The sequence below is a fragment of the Pseudoxanthomonas jiangsuensis genome, from assembly GCF_010093185.1.
GTDB lineage: Bacteria > Pseudomonadota > Gammaproteobacteria > Xanthomonadales > Xanthomonadaceae > Pseudoxanthomonas > Pseudoxanthomonas jiangsuensis.
This window is the reverse complement of record NZ_PDWL01000032.1, coordinates 14853-33125: the sequence shown is the minus strand read 5'-3', so window position 1 is coordinate 33125 and position 18273 is coordinate 14853. Positions and strand designations below refer to the sequence as shown.

At 70.6% G+C, this 18273-nt stretch carries 12 protein-coding genes; 6 read left to right on the top strand and 6 right to left on the bottom strand.

All coding sequences use genetic code 11. From position 1 onward, the window contains the following. Positions 1-5: 5 nt before the first annotated feature. The 6 genes from CSC62_RS15770 to CSC62_RS15745 all read left to right on the top strand — a co-directional run bounded on the left by CSC62_RS15770 (position 6) and on the right by CSC62_RS15745 (position 11960). Positions 6-1940: an alpha/beta hydrolase family protein gene (locus CSC62_RS15770; protein WP_162407645.1), complete on the top strand. Its 1935-nt coding sequence runs from the start codon at positions 6-8 to the stop codon at positions 1938-1940. A 131-nt stretch (positions 1941-2071) separates the two neighbouring features. After that, the gene (locus tag CSC62_RS15765; RefSeq protein WP_162407642.1) at positions 2072-4030 is read left to right on the top strand and encodes an OPT family oligopeptide transporter; all 1959 of its coding nucleotides are present in this window, start codon (positions 2072-2074) and stop codon (positions 4028-4030) included. Between the two features lie 105 nt (positions 4031-4135). Beyond that, positions 4136-6301: a dipeptidyl-peptidase 5 gene (locus CSC62_RS15760; protein ID WP_162407641.1), complete on the top strand. Its 2166-nt coding sequence runs from the start codon at positions 4136-4138 to the stop codon at positions 6299-6301. Between the two features lie 64 nt (positions 6302-6365). Beyond that, a complete protein-coding gene (locus tag CSC62_RS15755; RefSeq protein ID WP_162407640.1) occupies positions 6366-7628 on the top strand; it encodes a DUF819 family protein in 1263 nt (420 codons plus the stop codon). A 271-nt stretch (positions 7629-7899) separates the two neighbouring features. Then, positions 7900-10404 carry a TonB-dependent receptor gene (locus tag CSC62_RS15750; RefSeq protein WP_162407639.1) on the top strand — a complete coding sequence of 835 codons (2505 nt, stop codon included), beginning with the start codon at positions 7900-7902 and terminating at the stop codon, positions 10402-10404. A 65-nt stretch (positions 10405-10469) separates the two neighbouring features. Next, the gene (locus tag CSC62_RS15745; protein WP_246194493.1) at positions 10470-11960 is read left to right on the top strand and encodes a CehA/McbA family metallohydrolase; all 1491 of its coding nucleotides are present in this window, start codon (positions 10470-10472) and stop codon (positions 11958-11960) included. 52 nt (positions 11961-12012) lie between these two features. Here the strand turns inward: CSC62_RS15745 and CSC62_RS15740 are convergent, their stop codons facing one another. The 6 genes from CSC62_RS15740 to CSC62_RS15715 all read right to left on the bottom strand — a co-directional run bounded on the left by CSC62_RS15740 (position 12013) and on the right by CSC62_RS15715 (position 18269). Further along, on the bottom strand, positions 12013-12237 hold the full coding sequence (locus CSC62_RS15740; RefSeq protein WP_162407638.1) for a YbdD/YjiX family protein: 225 nt from the start codon (positions 12235-12237) through the stop codon (positions 12013-12015). A 9-nt stretch (positions 12238-12246) separates the two neighbouring features. Continuing rightward, positions 12247-14337 (bottom strand): carbon starvation CstA family protein, encoded by a 2091-nt coding sequence (locus tag CSC62_RS15735; RefSeq protein WP_162407637.1) that lies wholly within the window; start codon positions 14335-14337, stop codon positions 12247-12249. A 133-nt stretch (positions 14338-14470) separates the two neighbouring features. After that, positions 14471-15481, bottom strand: a complete 1011-nt coding sequence (locus CSC62_RS15730; RefSeq protein ID WP_162407636.1) for a magnesium and cobalt transport protein CorA — start codon at positions 15479-15481, stop codon at positions 14471-14473. Between the two features lie 58 nt (positions 15482-15539). Then, the gene (locus CSC62_RS15725; RefSeq protein WP_162407635.1) at positions 15540-16721 is read right to left on the bottom strand and encodes a lipoprotein N-acyltransferase Lnb domain-containing protein; all 1182 of its coding nucleotides are present in this window, start codon (positions 16719-16721) and stop codon (positions 15540-15542) included. Continuing rightward, on the bottom strand, positions 16721-17605 hold the full coding sequence (locus tag CSC62_RS15720; RefSeq protein ID WP_162407634.1) for a CorC family transporter: 885 nt from the start codon (positions 17603-17605) through the stop codon (positions 16721-16723). Before CSC62_RS15720 ends, CSC62_RS15725 begins: the two co-directional genes overlap by 1 nt. Before the next feature lie 43 nt (positions 17606-17648). Further along, positions 17649-18269 carry a hypothetical protein gene (locus tag CSC62_RS15715; RefSeq protein WP_162407633.1) on the bottom strand — a complete coding sequence of 207 codons (621 nt, stop codon included), beginning with the start codon at positions 18267-18269 and terminating at the stop codon, positions 17649-17651. Positions 18270-18273: the final 4 nt, after the last annotated feature.

The window sequence follows — 18273 nt, the reverse complement described above, 5'->3', positions numbered from 1 at the left end:
GGGCGGTGCTGGCGGGGGCGGGACTGGCGCCGGCGCGGGCCGCGCAGGTGGATCCGGAACCGTTCCTGCGCCGCGAGCAGTTCCGCGACGTGCAGCTTTCGCCGGACGGCCAGTATCTGGCGGCGGTGATGCCGCTGGAGGACCGTACCGGGCTGGTGATCCTGCGGATGGCGGACATGAAGCTGTCGGCGAGCTTCTCGCTGGGCCGCAATACCGACATCAGCTGGTTTCGCTGGGTGGGCCCGGAGCGGGTCCTGCTGGGCGTGGCCGACAAGTTCGGTCTGCTGGCCGAACCGATGCCCACCGGCGAGATCGTCGGCCTGGATGCAGACGGCGGCGGCGCCGAGGTGCTGGTCGGCCAGCGCGTGGTCAGCGCCGGTGCCGGCACCCGGATCCAGCCGAAGAAGCCCGAGGACGTGTGGGCGCGGCTGACCGACGACCTGCCCGCGGACGCACGCAACGTGATCCTGACCGTCGGCAGCTTCGGCGACGACGCCTATACCCGTGCCGAGCGCATGGACGTGGAAAGCGGCCGTCGCCAGCAGCTGGCGCGGGTGCCGGTGCGCCGCGCGGATTTCACCACCGACCACCAGGGCGTGGTGCGCCTGGCGACGGGCGCGGACGGCGACAACTTCAGCAAGCTCTACCACCGCAGCGGCGACGGCGCCGAGTGGACCCTGCTCAACGACGAGGCCCGGAGCCGGCGCCGGGAGATCCCGCTCGGGTTCTCGGCCGATGGCGCCACCGCCTACCTGCTCACCGACCATCCGCAGGGGCCGGACAGCATCGTCGCCTGGGACGTGGCCAGCGGCCGGCGCAGCGAGGTGCTGCGCGACGACAACGCCGATCCCTACGAGATCGTCTACGCCAGCCACGGCCCGCGCGAGCCGATCGGCGCGGTGTTCATGGACGGGGTGCCGCGCACCGCGTTCTTCAAGCCGGACCATCCCGATGCCCAGCTGCAGCAGATGCTGGAGCGCTCGTTCAAGGGCGAGATGGTGCGGATCACCTCGCGCACCGCCGACGGCCGCCTGGCCCTGGTGCTGAGCACATCGGACCGCAACAGCGGTGACTTCTTCCTGTTCGACACCCAGGCCCGCTCGGCCAAGCGCCTGCTCAGCCGGCGCGAGTGGCTGGACCCGCTGAAGATGGCCCAGTCCCGGCCGGTGGCGCTGCAGGCCCGCGACGGCCTGGCGCTGCGCGGCTACCTCACCGTGCCGCCGGGCTCCTCCGATCGCGGCCTGCCGCTGGTGCTGCTGCCGCATGGCGGCCCCTACGGCATCCAGGACACCTGGGAGTTCGACGACGAAGCCCAGCTCCTGGCCGCGGCCGGCTATGCCGTGCTGCGGCTCAACTACCGTGGTTCCGGCGGCTACGGCCGCGCCTTCCGCCAGGCCGGCGCGCGGCAATGGGGCCGGGCGATGCAGGACGACCTGACCGACGCCACCCGCTGGGCGATCGCCCAGGGGATCGCCGATCCGCGGCGCATCTGCATCTACGGCGCCAGCTACGGCGCCTATGCCGCGCTGATGGGTGCGGCCAGGGAGCCGGAGCTGTACCGCTGTGCGGCCGGCTATGTCGGGGTCTACGACCTGATGACCCGCAATCGGGCGCTGAACGCCGGCGCCCGCTCCCTGCAGACCTTCGCCGCGGACTGGGTGGGTGACGACCCGGCCGCGCTCCGGGCCACGTCCCCGAACCTGCTGGCCGCGCAGATCAAGGTGCCGGTGTTCCTCGCGGCGGGCGGCGAGGACCAGATCACCCCGATCGAGCACACCCGGATGATGGAGGCCGCGCTCAAGGGCGCCGGAGTGCCGGTGCAGTCGCTGTACTACGCCAACGAGGGGCACGGCTTCTACACCCAGCCCCACCTGAAGGAGTACTACGGCCGTCTGCTGGCGTTCCTGGGTACCCATCTGGGGACTTCGCCCGCGGAGTGAGCACGGGCGGTGCTCCCGGGCGCGGCGGCCGGGCGGCGCGCCGGTGCCGGCCCGCTCCGGCCCGCCCGGTACTGGACTTGCCGTCCCCGGGCCGATAGCGTGTCGGGCTTCTTGTTTACAGGGGAAACCGTATGCCCGGGCCCGCCGCCGCGCCGCAGCTGACCTTCCGTGCCGTCGTCCTCGCCATCGTCCTGGCGGTGGTGCTGTCGGCGGCCAATGCCTACCTGGGCCTGTTCGCCGGCCTGACCGTGGCCACGGCGATCCCTGCGGCGGTGGTGTCGATGGGCGTGCTGCGGCTGCTGGGCGGCGGCACGATCCTGGAGAACAACATCGTCCAGACCGGCGCCTCGGCCGGCTCCTCGATCGCCGCCGGCGTGATCTTCACCATCCCTGCGCTGGTGCTGATGGGCTACTGGCCCGACTTCAAGTACTGGTGGGTGCTGGGCATCGCCGGCCTCGGCGGCCTGCTGGGCGTGCTGTTCTCGGTGCCCCTGCGGCGCTCGATGATCGTCGAGGACCCGCTGCCGTTCCCCGAGGGCAAGGCCGCGGCCGAGGTGCTCAAGGCTGGCGAGAATCCGGGCCCGGGGCTGAAGATCCTCGGCATCTCGGCGGCGATCGGCGCGGTGGTGAAGCTGGCCGCGGCCAACGGCCTGCGCGCGATCCCGGACAGCTGGGCGGTGGCCGGCTACTTCGCCAACAACAAGCTGATCGGCTACCTCGGCACCGGCCTGTCGCCGGCTTTGCTGGGGGTGGGCTATATCGTCGGCCTGAACGTGGGCATCGTGGTGCTGTCGGGCGCGATCCTGTCCTGGCACATCGCCATCCCGCTGTACCACGCCTTCTTCCTCGGCTCCGACCCGGCCCTGGCCGCGGGCATCGCCGGTGCGCCGGCGGCCGACGCGGCGTTCGCGATCTGGTCGGCCAAGATCCGCTTCCTCGGCGTCGGCGCGATGCTGGTCGGCGGGGTGTGGACCCTGTTCTCGCTGCGCAACTCGCTGCTCGCGGGCATCCGCAGCGGCTTCGCCGCCGCACGCAAGGGCGCCGCCCAAGGTGGCCAGGAGACCGACCGCGACCTGCCGATGAAGTGGATGCTGGTGGCGCTGGTGCTGTTCGTGCTGCCCTTGCTGGCGCTGTACCAGGCGATCGTCGGCCAGTGGCACGTCAGCGTGCCGATGACCCTCATCATGATCGTCGCCGGCTTCCTGTTCGTCTCGGTGTCCGGCTACCTGGCCGGCCTGGTCGGCTCCTCCAACAACCCGGTCTCGGGCATCACCATCGCCACCATCCTGTTCGCCTCGGTCGTGCTGCTGATGCTGCTGGGCGCTGACGGCCAGGTCCAGGTCAACGGCGCGCCGCTGGGCGCGGTGGCCGCGATCATGATCGGCGCGGTGGTGTGCTGCGCGGCGGCCGTGGGCGGCGACAACCTGCAGGACCTGAAGACCGGCTACCTGGTCGGCGCCACCCCGTGGAAGCAGCAGCTGATGCTGGGCATCGGCGCGTTCTCCTGCGCGCTGGTCATGGCCCCGGTCCTGAACCTGCTGCAGCAGGCGTACGGGATCGGCTCCAAGACCCTGCCGGCGCCGCAAGCCAACCTGATGGCCTCGGTGGCCAAGGGCCTGTTCGGCGGCCAGCTGCCGTGGACCATGATCGCCATCGGCGGGGTGATCGGCGCGCTGGTGATCGCCCTGGACGGCTGGCTGAAGGCGCGCGGCTCGCGCTTCCGGGTGCCGGTGCTGGCCGCGGCGATCGGCATCTACCTGCCGCTGGAACTGATGGTGCCGATCTTCCTCGGTGGCCTGCTGGCCCACCTGGTCGAGCGCTTCCACAAGGTGCGCGCCGACGACGAGGCCGCGCTGGACCGGGTGCACCGCCCGGGCGTGCTGTTCTCGGCCGGCCTGATCACCGGCGAGGCGTTGATGGGGATCGCGATCGCCCTGCCGATCGTGATCACCCAGGACCCGGAAGTGCTGGCCCTGCCGTTCGGCCTCGGCGCCGCGGCGCAGTGGGTCGGGCTGGCGGTGCTGGCCCTGGTCGGCTGGCTGCTGTACCGGGTCGGCAAGCGCGGCGAGCGCGCCGAGCCGGCGGCCTGACCCGCGCGCGACGACCGCGGCGGAAGGCATGACCTTCCGCCTTTGCGCCGGCCCGGCGGCGCTGCCTAGCATCCGGGATCGCCTCGTTCCAAGGAGTTCCGGATGATGTCCGCCCGTACCCCCCTCGCCCTGGCCCTGGCCGGGCTGCTCGGCCTGGCCGCCACCCACGATGCGCAGGCCGCCCGCGGCTTCGACGTGCGCGACCTGCAGAAGCTCGACCGCGTGTCCTCGCCTGTGCTCTCGCCCGATGGGGCGCGGGTGGTGTTCGCCAAGCGCGAGATCGCCATGGAGAACGGCGGCAAGGACTTCGGCAAGGCCAGCACCTCCTTGTGGAGCCGCGACCTGCGCACCCGCGACCTGGCCCCGCCCAGGCGGATCACCCCGGTGGGCTGGAACGTGAACTCGCCGGCGTTCTCGGCCGACGGCCAGACCCTGTACTTCCTCAGCGCCTTCGGCGGCAGCCAGCAGGTGTACGCGATGCCGGCCGCCGGCGGCGTGCCGCGGCAGCTGACCCGGTTCCCGCTGGACGTGGGCAGCTTCAAGCTCTCGCCGGACGGCAGCCGGATCGCGGTGAGCATGGAAGTGTTCCCGGACTGCGGCGCCGACCTGGAATGCACGGTCAAGCGCCTGGACGAGCGCAAGCAGGCCAAGGCCAGCGGCGTGCTCTACGAGCAGCTGTTCGTGCGCCACTGGGACACCTGGGAGGACGGCCGCCACAACCGCCTGTTCGTGGCCGACGCGAAGATCGGCAACGGCACCCAGCGCGTCGCCCTGGTCGATGCGGCGACCGGTTCCTTCGGCCCGGGCAACGTGCCGTCCAGACCGTTCGGCGGCAACGACGAATACGCCTGGGCGCCGGACGGGCAGTCGATCGTGTTCGCGATGCGCCGCGCCGACCGCCACGAAGCCTGGTCGACCGACTTCGACCTGTACCGCTACCGCATCGACCGCCAACAGCCGGTGCTGGCCAGCCTGACCTTCGACGACCGCGCCGATGCCGCGGCCGCCTCGCCCGGCCCGCAGGGCCAGAACCGCGCCTGGGACACCGGTCCGGTGTTCAGCGCCGACGGCGGCAAGCTGTACTACCGGGCGATGAAGCGCCCGGGCTTCGAGGCCGACCGCTTCGGCCTGATGGAGCGCGACCTGGCCACGGGCGCCACCCGCGAGATCGCCCCGGACTGGGACCGCAGCGCCGACGGCATCGTCCTGTCCGCCGACGGCCGCACGATCTACACCACCGCCCAGGACCTGGGCCAGCACCCGCTGTTCGCGGTCGACATCGCCAGCGGCAAGGTCGAGAAGGTGCTGGGCGAGGGCAGCATCTCCGCGTTCGACATCGCCGGCGACACCATCGCTTTCACCCGCAATTCGCTGCGCAGCGGCGACCAGCTGTTCACTGCTTCGCTGTCCAGCCCGCAGGCACAAAGGGCGATCACGCCGGCCGCCGGCGAGGTGTTGCCGGACGTCGCCTTCGGCGCCTACGAGCAGTTCAGCTTCCCCGGCTGGAACGGCGAGACCGTGCACGGCTACGTGGTCAAGCCCTGGAACTACGAGGAAGGCAAGCGCTATCCGGTCGCGTTCCTGATCCACGGCGGCCCGCAGGGCAGCTTCGGCGACGGCTGGAGCTACCGCTGGAACCCGCAGACCTACGCCGGCCAGGGCTACGCGGTGGTGATGATCGACTTCCACGGCTCGACCGGCTACGGCCAGGCCTTCACCGATTCGATCAGCGGCGACTGGGGCGGCAAGCCGCTGGAGGATCTGCAGAAGGGCTGGGCCGCCGCGCAGCAGAAGTATCCGTTCCTGGACGGCGGCAAGGCCTGCGCCCTGGGCGCCAGCTACGGCGGCTACATGATCAACTGGATCGCCGGCAACTGGTTCGACGCGGCCGGGCAGTCGCCGTGGAAGTGCCTGGTCAACCACGACGGCGTGTTCGACACCCGTTCGATGGGCTACGTGACCGAGGAACTGTGGTTCACCGAATGGGAGAACGGCGGCACGCCGTTCGACAAGCCGCAAAACTACGAGAAGTTCAACCCGGTCAACCATGTCGCCAACTGGCGCGTGCCGATGCTGGTGGTGCAGGGCGAGAAGGACTACCGCGTGCCGGTGGACCAGGGCCTGTCCACGTTCACCGCGCTGCAGCGCAAGGGCATCGAATCGAAGCTGTTGTACTTCCCCGACGAGAACCACTGGGTGCTCAAGCCGGCCAACAGCGTGCTCTGGCACGACACCGTCAACGCCTGGCTGAAGCAGCACATCGGCCGCTGATCCCACCGTCGAAGGGCCGGCCCGGACCGGCCCTTTCTTTTTGCCGAAACGGAGAACGCCGCCGATGGCGATCGAATCCACCACGCCCGCCGCACCCGCGCTGATCGCCAGCGACATCGTCCTGTTCGGCCTCATCGCCGCCACGCTGGGCCTGATCTTCTGGCTGTCCAGCGGGCCGACGCCGTTCTGGAAGAAGTTCTTCGCCTGGGTGCCGGCGCTGCTGCTGTGCTACTTCGTGCCGGCGCTGTACAACACCGTGGGCCTGATCGACGGCGAGAACAGCGCGCTCTACAACCCCGTCGCCAGCCGCATCCTGCTGCCGGCCGCGCTGGTGCTGCTGACCCTGTCGGTGGACCTGAAGGGCATCTTGAAACTGGGGCCGCGGCTGTTGTTCGTGTTCTGCGCGGGCACGCTGGGCATCGTGCTGGGGGCGATCGTGTCGTTCCAGTTGATGGAATGGGTATGGCCGTCGGCGGTGGCCGGCGATACCTGGAAGGGCATGGCGGCGCTGTCGGGCAGCTGGATCGGCGGCGGCGCCAACATGGTGGCCATCCGCGAGGTCTACGGCGTGGACGCCACCCTGTTCGGCCAGTTCGCCGTGGTCGACGTGGCCATCGCCAGCACCTGGATGGCGACCCTGCTGTTCCTGGCCAACCGGGCGCCGCAGATCGACGCGCGCAGCGGCGCGGACACCCGCGCGCTGGACGAGATGAAGGAACGCATCGCCGCGTACGAGGCCGCCAACGCGCGCATTCCCACGCTGTCCGACCTGATGGTCATCATCGGCCTGGCGTTCGGCGTCGTCGGCCTGGCGCACGCGGTCGCTCCGCCGCTGGCGGCGTGGTTCGGGGCGAACGTGGCCTCCGCGGCGCAGTTCAGCCTGGACTCGGCGTTCGTCTGGGTGATCGTGCTGTCCACGCTGGCCGGCCTGGGCCTGAGCTCCACCCGCGTGCGCCGGCTGGAGAACGCGGGCGCGTCGAAGCTGGGCACGGTGTTCCTGTACTTCCTGATCGCCTGCATCGGCATGCAGATGGATTTCATGAAGCTGGCCGGGCGGCCGGAGCTGCTGGCCATCGGCATCATCTGGATGCTGACCCACATCCTGGTGATCTGGGTGGCCGCTAAGCTGGTGCGCGCGCCGCTGTTCTATTTCGCGGTCGGGTCGCAGGGCAACATCGGCGCCGCGGCCTCGGCCCCGGTGGTCGCGGCCGCGTTCCATCCCAGCCTGGCGCCGGTCGGCGTGCTGCTGGGCACGGTGGGCTACGCCACGGGCACGGTGATCGCCTATGGCCTGGGCCAGGTGCTGAGGATGATGGCCGGGCAGTAGCCGTTGCACTTTACGGCGTGGATGCGAAGGGCGAAGCCGATGGCTTCGCCCTTCTTCTTTGCGCGACGCATCCGTGCGGACCCGCGCAGCGTGCGGTGCGCACGCCATGCAGCATCGCGGGCACGACGGCGCGTCTCGCGCGCACCGTTTTCAGGCGAGCGTCATGCATGCGTCATCCGCGCTAAACGAAACCGGTCGAACATGCCCGGCTTCGCGCCCTGCCGCCGCAGGCAGGGCGCCTGGCCTGTCCTCTTCCCCCGGAGATTCCCCGATGACGTCTTCCCCGCACCGCCTCGCAGGCGCGATCCGCCATGTCCTGACCATCGGTGGCATCGCGCTCGCCGTGCACGCGCCGGCGATGGCGCAGCAAGCCGCGCAGGACGGCGCGGGGCCGCGCATCGAAGCGCGCGACCTGGACACGGTGATCGTCACCGGCCGCGCCGGCAGCGGCATCCGTACCAAGGCCGAGACCAGCTACTCGGTCACCAACATCGAGGAAGAGAACCTGCGCATGCAGGCGCCCACCAGCGTCACCGAAGCGATGAAGTCGGTACCCGGCTTCTGGGTCGAGGCGTCCGGCGGCGAGGCCAGCGGCAACATCCGCGCGCGCGGGGTACCGGTGGACGGCTTCGGTTCGGTGCAGTTGCTGGAGGACGGCATCCCGGTGCAGCACGATCCGGCGCTGGGCTATCTCAACGGCGACCAGGCGTTCCGCCTGGACGAGACCATCGAACGCATCGAAGTGGTGCGCGGCGGCCCGTCCTCGGCCTTCTATTCCAACGCGCCGGCCGGCGCCATCAACTTCGTCCCGCGCAAGGCGGGCGACCAGGCCGAGGGCCTGGTCAAGATCACGGTGGGCGACGCCGGCCTGTTCCGCACCGACTTCTGGTACGGCGCGCCGGTCGGCGATGGCTGGAAGCTGGCGCTGGGCGGGTTCTACCGCACCGAGGACGGCGTGCGCGACCTCGGCTTCACCGGAAACCAGGGCGGCCAGCTGCGGTTGTCGCTGGACCGCGAGTTCGAGCGCGGCGAGGTCGGCTTCGACCTCAAGCGGCTGGACGACACGGTGGCGTTCTACACCGGCATCCCGATGCGCACCTACGCCGACGGCAAGATCCGCGCGGTGCCCGGGTTCGACGGCCACCGCGGCACCGTCGCCGGGCCGGAGACCTCGCTGGTGCGCATGGTCACCGGCGACGGCCAGGACTACCTGTTCGACAACACCCGCGGTACCGAGGTCAAGCGCACCCAGCTGACCGGCCGCTTCAAGTTCGACCTCGGCGACGGCTGGATGCTGCGCGACACCCTGCGCTACAACGACACCGAGACGCAGCGCAACGGCGTGTTCCCGAACCTGCTGCAAAGCGCCAGCAGCTTCCTGGAGCAGACCAGCGGACTGCTCGCCGGCGTCCCCGGCGCCACGGCGCTGCAACTGCGCTACGCGACGACGCCGGACCAGGTGTACGACGTGGCCAACCAGAACGGCAACGGCCTGATCATCGTCGGCGGCCTGCGCGGGCTGACGATGCCGGTGACGGAGATCATGAACGACCTGCAGCTGTCCCGCGCCTTCGAGGCCGGCGGCCAGCGCCACGACCTGACCTTCGGCTACTACCATGCGCACATCGAGGAGGACTTCAGCCGCTACTCGTCCAACGCGCTGCTGGACGTGCGGGATAACGCGCGCCTGCTGGACCTGGTGGCGGTGGACGCCGCCGGCGACGTGGTGGCCTCGCTGACCGACCACGGCATCTGGCGCTACGGCTACGAGTGGGAGAACGCCTCCGGCGAGCAGACCACGCACGCGTTCTACCTGGCGGACGAATGGCAGGTCACCGACGCCTTCCGCCTGGACGCGGGCCTGCGCTGGGAGAAGATGACCGCGCGCGGCCGCGTGGAGAAGCGCGAGCAGGTGGACCTGGGCACGCTGGCGACCTCGCAGGTCTGGCGCGGTACCGGCGAGTTCGCCCACTACGATGACAGCTTCAGCAAGCTCGGCTGGACCGTGGGCACGAACTGGCAGTTCGGCGCGCAGCAGGGCGTGTTCGCCCGCTACACCGCCACCAACCGCCTGCCCAGCCTGGGCAACTACATCACCAACGCCGCGGCGACGCCGGACATCCAGACCATGGCGCTGGCCGAAGCGGGCTACAAGTTCTCCAGCCCGCTGTTCGACCTGTTCGCCACCGCGTTCTGGACCAAGTACGACAACGTCGGCTTCACCAACTACCGCGTCGGGCTGGACGGCATCGTCGTCAACGAGCCGCGCTACGCCGACACGCGCACGCTGGGCCTGGAACTGGAAGGCGCGCTGCGGCCCAGGAAATGGTTCGACGTCGCGGTCACGGCCACGATCCAGGACCCCCAGTACGACGGGCTGACCTACACCGACAATGCCGGCGTGGTGCGCGACTACGACGGCAACCAGCTGATCCGCGTGCCGAAGCGCAGCCTGCGCGTGGTGCCCGGCTTCAACCTGCTCGACCAGCGCCTGCGCCTGCAACTGGCCTACGAGCGCCAGGGCGGGCGCTACGTGGACACCGCCAACTCGGTGCGGCTGCCGTCGTACGACGTGTTCAACTTCAGCGCCCGCTACGACGTCAGTGACCGCTTCTCGGTCTACGGCTACGTCGACAACCTGGACAACTCGCTGGGCCTGACCGAAGGCAACCCGCGCCAGGGCGAACTGGAAAGCGGCGACGCCGGCGCCAACACCTTCATCGCCCGCCCGCTGCTGGGCCGCAACTGCCGCCTGGCGCTGATGTACCGGTTCTGATGCGCGCAAGGGCGGGCGGCCGCGGCCGTCCGCCCCGCGTCGTTACGACGGAGGAAAGGAACGACGTGGGCACGAGAAGGAAGGCCTGGCTGGCGGGGTGGTGCATGGCGTTGGCCGCGCTGATGGCCAACGCCGAAGATGGCGTGTTGACCCTGCGCGGCCGCATCGAGGCGAGTGCGCACCAGAGTTACGTGGAGGTGCCGTTCCAAGTGCCGCCGGGCACCGGGCGGATCACGGTCGAATTCGACTACACCGGCCGTGAGCAGCGCACCAGGATCGACCTGGGGCTGATCGATCCGGCCGGCCTGCGCGGCTGGAGCGGCGGCAACAAGCGGCTGTTCACCGTGGCCTCGGACGACGCCACGCCGTCGTACCGCGGCGGGCCGCTGCCGCCGGGGCAATGGAAGCTGTTGCTGGGCGTGCCGAACATCCGTGCCGGGCAGGTGTCCGACTACACGGCGCGCATCCACCTGGCACCGGCCGCCGCGCCGGAGGCCCTGCCGGACGCGTTGCAGACGAACCTGGCCGACCGCCCCGGCTGGTACCGCGGCGACCTGCACCTGCACAGTGGGCACAGCGACGCCAGCTGCGCCAGCCAGTCGGGCACGCGGGTGCCGTGCCCGCTGTTCCTGACCCTGCAGGCGGCGGCCGCGCGTGGGCTGGACTTCGTCGCGGTCACCGAGCACAACACGCTCTCGCATCTGCAGGACCTGCGCGCGCTGCAGCCGTACTTCGACCGCCTGCTGCTGGTGCCCGGCGTGGAGATCACCACCTTCCAGGGACACGCCAACGTGTTCGGCATCCAGGGCGCGCTGGACTTCCGCGTCGGCGGCACCACCGACTGGAGCCGCCTGCTGCGGGAAACGCAGCGGCGCGCGCTGCCGGTGTCGGTCAACCATCCGGCGCTGCCCAGCGACGAGCGCTGCATGGGCTGCGGCTGGCAGCCGCGGGAAGGCACCGACTGGTCGCGGGTGGCGGCGGTGGAAGCGATCAACGGTGCGGACGCCGGCACGCCGGTCTCGGGCATCCCGTTCTGGCAGGCGCGCCTGGACGAAGGGTATCGCCTGACCGCCATCGGCGGCAGCGACAACCACGACGCCGCGCTGCGGACCACGCAGTTCGGCAAGAGCCGGATCGGCAGTCCGACGACGGTGGTGTTCGCGAGGTCGCTGTCGCAGGACGCGCTGCTGGACGGGATACGCTCGGGCCGCGTCTACATCGACGTGGAAGGCAGCGGCGCGGTCATGGAGATGACGGCTGCACAGGGCGGCCGGTCCGTTCGGATGGGTGCCGGGCTGGCCGTGCCAGCTGGCGGCGAGGTCGGGCTGGAACTGCGCGTCGAAGGCGTGGTGGATGCGCGCGTGGAATGGATCGTTGACGGCCGCGTCGAACAGACCGCGGACCTGCCCGTCAGCGGAAAGGCGCCGGCATGGGCCTGGCGCAGCGATGGCCATCGCCACTGGCTCAGGGCCGATGTCCGTTCCCCGGACGGGCGCCTGCTGCTGGTCGGCAATCCGGTCTACGTGAACTTCCCGGCGCCGGCCGGCGCGCGCTGACGTCCGCGCCACGACAGGGAAACCGACGGGCCGCCAGGCGGCCCGCCGCCGTTCAACAGCAGCGGAACCCGCTCCTGCCGCCGAAGCGCGCCTCCTGCCGCTCGCGGAAGAACGTCTTGTAGTCCATCGGCTCGCGGTCCGGGTGCTTCTCCAGCATGTGCCGGACGTAGTTGTCGTAGTCCGGGATGCCGCAGCACAGGCGCGCGGTCTGGACCAGCCTGCGCCATACCCGCCTGTGCGCGGCGAAGTGTTCGAGCGGGACGAGTGCGGTGCCCATGGCCGGCTCCTAGAGGTTGGCCTGCGCCGCCTGCTGCTCGGCGGTCAGGGCGACGTACGGGGTCTCGCGGTCGGTGCGCAGGCCGGTCGCGCGCGCGGCCAGGATCGCCTTGACCGAGTAGGCCAGGATCGCGAACACCACCAGCAGGAACAGCGCCGTCAGCCCGGTGTTGACGTAGGCGTTGGTCACCACCTGGTGCATCTGGTCCATGGTCTTGGCCGGGGCCAGCACCTCGCCCGAGGCGATCCCGTTCTGGAACTTGCGCGCCTGGGCCAGGAAGCCCTGCGCCGGGTTGGAGTCGAAGATCTTGATCAGGCCCGCCCAGGTGGTGCAGATCAGCAGCCATGCCGCCGGGACGATGGTGACCCAGGCGTAGCGATCGCGCTTCATCTTGAACAGCACCACCGTGGCCAGCATCAGCGCGATCCCGGCCAGCATCTGGTTGGAGATGCCGAACAAAGGCCACAGGGTCTGGATGCCGCCGAACGGATCGACCACGCCGGTGTACAGCAGGTAGCCCCACAGGGCCACGCAGCCGCCGGTGGCGATGATGTTCGCGCCCCAGGACTCGGTCCGGCGCAGGGCCGGGACGAAATTGCCCAGCAAGTCCTGCAGCATGAAGCGGCCCGAGCGGGTGCCGGCGTCCACCGCGGTGAGGATGAACAGCGCCTCGAACAGGATCGCAAAGTGGTACCAGAACGCCATCATCGCGTCGCTGCCGCTGGGGATGGCCTCGTGCAGGATCTGGGCGATGCCCACCGCCAGGGTCGGCGCGCCGCCGGCGCGGTGCAGGATGGTCGGCTCGCCGATCGCCGCGGCGGTGCGTTCCAGGTCCTCGGGGGTGATGGTGAAGCCCCACTGCTGGGTGATGTGGGCCGCGGCCGACACCGCGTCCGGGCCGATCACCGCGGCCGGGCTGTTCATCGCGAAGTACACGCCCGGGTCGATGATCGAGGCCGCCACCAGGGCCATGATCGCCACGAACGATTCCATCAGCATGCCGCCATAGCCGATGTAGCGGGCGTGGCCCTCGTTGGCCAGCAGCTTGGGCGTGGTGCCGGAGGAGATCAGCGCGTGGAAGCCCGAGACTGCGCCGCAGGCGATGGTGATGAACAGGAACGGGAACATCCCGCCCTTCCACACCGGGCCGTCGCCGCTGGCGGCGAACTGGGTCAGCGCCGGCATCCGCAGGTCCGGCATCACGATCACGATGCCGATCGCCAGGGCGATGATGGTGCCGATCTTGAGGAAGGTGGACAGGTAGTCGCGCGGGGCCAGCAGCAGCCACACCGGCAGGACCGAGGCGACGAAGCCGTAGCCGATCAGCATCCAGGTGATCTGCGTGGCGGTGAAGGTGAAGGCCGGGCCCCAGGTCGGGTCGGCGGCGACCTTGCCGCCGAACCAGATCGCGGCCAGCAAGAGGATCAGGCCGACCACCGAGATCTCGCCGATCTTCCCGGGCCGGATGTAGCGCATGTAGATGCCCATCAGGATCGCGATCGGCATGGTCGCGATCACCGTGAACATGCCCCAGGGGCTCTCGGCCAGGGCCTTGACCACCACCATCGCCAGCACCGCCAGGATGATGATCATGATCAGGAAGGCGCCGAACAGGGCGATGGTGCCGGGCACCTGGCCCATCTCCTCGCGCACCAGGTCGCCCAGCGAGCGCCCGTTCCGGCGCGAGGAGATGAACAGGATCATGAAGTCCTGCACCGCACCGGCCAGGACCACGCCGACCACCAGCCACAACAGGCCGGGCAGGTAGCCCATTTGCGCGGCCAGCACCGGGCCGACCAGCGGGCCGGCGCCGGCGATGGCGGCGAAGTGGTGGCCGAACAGCACGTGCTTGTTGGTCGGCACGTAGTCCAGGCCGTCGTTGTTGAGCACCGCCGGGGTGGCCCGGCTCGGGTCCAGGCCCATCACCTTGTCGGCGATGAACAGGGCGTAGTAGCGGTAGGCGACCAGATAGATGGAGACCGCGGCGACCACGATCCACAAGGCGTTGATGTGCTCGCCGCGGCGCAGGGCCACGGTACCCAGGCAGAACGCGCCCAGCAGGGCCAGCGCAGCCCATGCGACCTTCGAGAACGACTTCATCTCAGTGCCTCCGTAGGGGTCGGACAAGGGTCGTCCCGCGCACCGGGCAGGTCAATGCGCGGCGCGTGGACGGCGGTGCGACTTTGGTCGTAGTGCGTGCGCGGTCACGGTCGTCGCCTGCGCGCTTTGCCGTTCACAGCCAGCGCGCGCGCTTGAACAGCCGGTACAGGCCGATGCAGACCGCGGCCACGCCGACGATCAGCAGGGGATAGGCCCAGCGCGGCTGCAGCTCCGGCATGTGGGCGAAGTTCATGCCGTACCAGCTGGTAACCAGGGTCGGCGCGGCCAGCAAGGCGGCCCAGGCGCCGAGGCGCTTGACCGTCTCGCCCTGGGCCAGGGTGACCAGCGACAGGTTCACGCTCAGCGCGGTGCCGAGCATGTCACGCAGGGTGTCGATCGAGTCGTTGATCCGCAGGACGTGGTCGTGCACGTCGCGCAGGTAGACGCGTACCTGTTCGACCACCAGCTGGCCCTGCGCGGCCTGGCTGCGCATCAGCTGGGCCAGTACGTCCTGCAGCGGCGAGACCGCCACCCGCATGTAGGTGAGGTCGCGCTTGAGGTCGTACAGGCGCACCACGATCGAGCGGCGGTAGGTGTCGGAGAAGATGTCGCGTTCCAGGGTGCGCAGGGTGTCGCGGTGCTCGTCCACGATCGGGGCGTAGTTGTCGACGATGAAGTCGAGCACCGCGTACAGGGCCATCGCCGGGCCCTGCCGCAGCAGCTCCGGCTCGCGCTCCATGCGGGTGCGGGCGGCGGCGTAGGAGAGCGAGGCGCCGTGGCGCACGGTCAGCAGGAAACGGGCGCCGAGGAAGGCATGGGTCTCGCCGTAGCGGATCTGGCCGTCGACCATCTGCGCGGTGTGCACGGCCAGGAACAGGGTGTCGCCGTAGGCCTCGACCTTGGGCCGCTGGTGGGCGTTGCGCGCGTCCTCCACCGCCAGCGGGTGCAGGCCGAGTTCCTCCTGCAGCTGCAGCAGCACGGCTTCGGAAGGATCGTACAGGCCGACCCAGGCGAAGCCCGGCGCGCCTTCCTCCAGCTTGTCGCTGAGCTGCTTCAGGGCCAGGTCGTGGCGGCGGCCTTCGCCGTCGTACCAGGCGCAGTTGACGACGCAGGCAGGATGGGCGGGCGTGGCCTGGATGTCCATGGCGCGCATCCTGCGCCGTGCGGGCGCGTGCGGCAAGGTGCGGCGCGGCGGCGGAAGGTCAGCTGCGCCGGCCGAGCGCGAACGCCAGCGCCGCGTGCACCGGCAGCAGCAGTGCGACCCAGGGCAGGTTGTACTGCGGCGCCGGGCTCAGCCACTGCAGCACCCAGCCCAGCGCGGCCAGCGCCGCCACGGTCCACAGCACGATCCGGAACAAGCGGCCGGGCATGCGGCCGCGCATCAGCGCGATCGCGCCGGGCAACAGCAGCAGGCACAGCGGATCGAGCAGCCACAGGTTGCGGTTGGCCCAGCCGGCCTGGTGCGCGGTGAAGCCCCACAGGTACAGCATCAGCGCGCCGGCCAGCCCGCACGCAAGCCAGAACGGGGCGGCGAAGGCGCCGAGCAGGCGCGCGCGGCGGCGCAGGGCGAGGATGACCGCGGCCAGCGCCAGTCCGGCCACGGCCCAGGGCCAGGCGCGGCGCGGCCGCTCGGCCGGCTCGGGAGCGATCCGGTGCGGCAGCAGTTGCTGTTCGGCCTGGACCAGCGGCCGTCCGGCGTCGTTGCGGACCTCGCGCAGGCTGTCGGCCAGGCGCATCGGCACGAAGGCCTCGTCCCAGCGCGACAGCGGGCGGTCGGCGTAGGGGCCCAGGCCGAGGTCGAAGCCCAGCCACATCCACGGCGCCGGCCGCGCCAGGCGCACGGCCTCGCTGCGGTAGCTGTTGCCGCGCGAGCGCCCGGCCAACTGGGCCTTGAGCGCACCGCCCATCGCCTCGTCCAGGGCGTCGCGGACCTGGGTGGCGCAGTTGGCGGTGAAGTAGTCGTAGCGGTAGCGTGCGTTCTCCGGGCGTGCGCGCCGGGCCAGGGCGTCGGCCAGCGCCTGCGCCCGCGCCGGTTCCAGGTCCAGCCACTGCACGCTCACCCCGCGTCCGGCATCGCGGTACTGGGCCAGGTCCTGGTCCGCGGGCAGGGCGACCAGCCAGTACATCATCTCGCCGCGGACGAAGCGGCCGACGAAGTCCGGTTCGGTCGGGTCGAAGTAGCCGAAGTTGTACGAAGTGGCGGCGCCGGTGGCCGGGTCGACCACCAGGATGGCGTCGTGGCCGAAGCGCTCGAAGAACACTTCGCCCGGCTGCATGGTCATCACCCCGATCCGCGGCGCGGCCGCGGCCAGCGCCGGCAGCAGGGCGGCCAGCAGCAACAGGCACAACATCAGCGCGCGCGCGGCGCCCGCCCGCGGACGCATCAGTCCGCGTCCTCCGGCTCCGGCGGCAGCACCCCGACCTGGAACGCGCGCACCCGGCGCGCGTCGGCGCGGATCACCCGGAAGGCGAAGCGGCCCAGGGTCAGTTCCTCGCCGGACTCGGGCAGGTGGCCGATGGCCTCGGTGACCAGGCCGCCGATGGTGTCGTACTCGTCGTCGCTGAAGTCCGCGCCGAAGCGTTCGTTGAAGTCGCCGATCGGGGTCAGCGCGTCGACCACGTACTGGCCGTCGGCCTGGGCGGCGATCAGCGCGCTGGCGTCCTCGGCCTCGTCGTGCTCGTCGTCGATCTCGCCGACGATCTGCTCCAGCACGTCCTCGATCGTGACCAGCCCGGCCACCCCGCCGTACTCGTCGACCACGATCGCCATGTGGTTGCGCGAGAGCCGGAATTCCTTGAGCAGGACGTTGAGCTTCTTCGACTCGGGGATCAGCACCGCCGGCCGCAGCAGCGAATGGATGTCGCCCGGGCCGTTGTCGGCGACCACCCCGCGCAGCAGGTCCTTGGCCAGCAGGATGCCGAGGATCTCGTCGCGGTCCTCGCCGTGCACCGGGAAGCGCGAGTGGCCGGATTCGACCACCTGCTTGGCCAGGTCCAGGAAGCGGGCGTCGGCTGGCAGCGAGACCATCTGCGAGCGCGAGACCATCACGTCGCCCACGGTCAGTTCGGAGACCGAGAGCGCGCCTTCCATCATGCGCAGGGTGTCGGCGTCGATCAGGCCGTCGCCCTGCGCGTCGCGCAGCAGCGCGAGCAGGTCCTCACGGGTGTCGGGTTCGCCGGAGAAGGCGGCGCTGATGCGCTCGAGCCAGTTGCGCCGCCTTTCGTGCGGCTCGGATGCGGGTCGGCCGCTACTGTCGTCTTCTGACATCGGGGGTGGAAGGGCACCGGGAAACCCGGCGTTGGCCCGGAGTCTAGCGCGGAACGGCGGCGGCGGGCGAGGGCGCCGCCGCGGCTTGGGTCGGCGCGGCCGGGGCCTGTTCCGGTGCTTCGTCCTCGTCCTCGTCCTCGACCGGGCCGCGGCTGTAGCTGCAGCCGGCCAGGGTCTTGCCGGGATGCGAGTCGACGTTGGAGACGTTGAGGATCGCCGATTCCACCCAGGGCACGCCGTCCTCGCCGGGCGGCAGTTCGGTGACCCGCACCTCGCGCCCGAACAGCGCCTTGCGCGGGGTGTCGATCCCAGTCTCCAGCTCCAGTTCGCGCGCCAGCGTGCGCGGCTCGGCCAGGTCCAGCACCGCCATCACCGCCTCGCCGGCGAAGGCGATGTGGTCGGTCTGGCGGCCGAACACGGTGATCGGGGTATTGAGCCGGTACTCGAGCATGAACGGGTTGGCCTGCACCTGCGGGCGCCAGCCCAGGGCCACGGCCGCGAGCGGGTCGGTGATCACCGGCGCCAGCGCCAGCAGCGCCGGGTAGTCGGCGCGGCATTCAATCAGCGCCGGCAGGTCGGGCGGAGCGATCGCGGCGTCATCATCCTGGGCGAAGGCGGAGAACGGTGCGAGCAGCAGCAAGGCCAGGCCGGTGCGCCATTCCATCGCT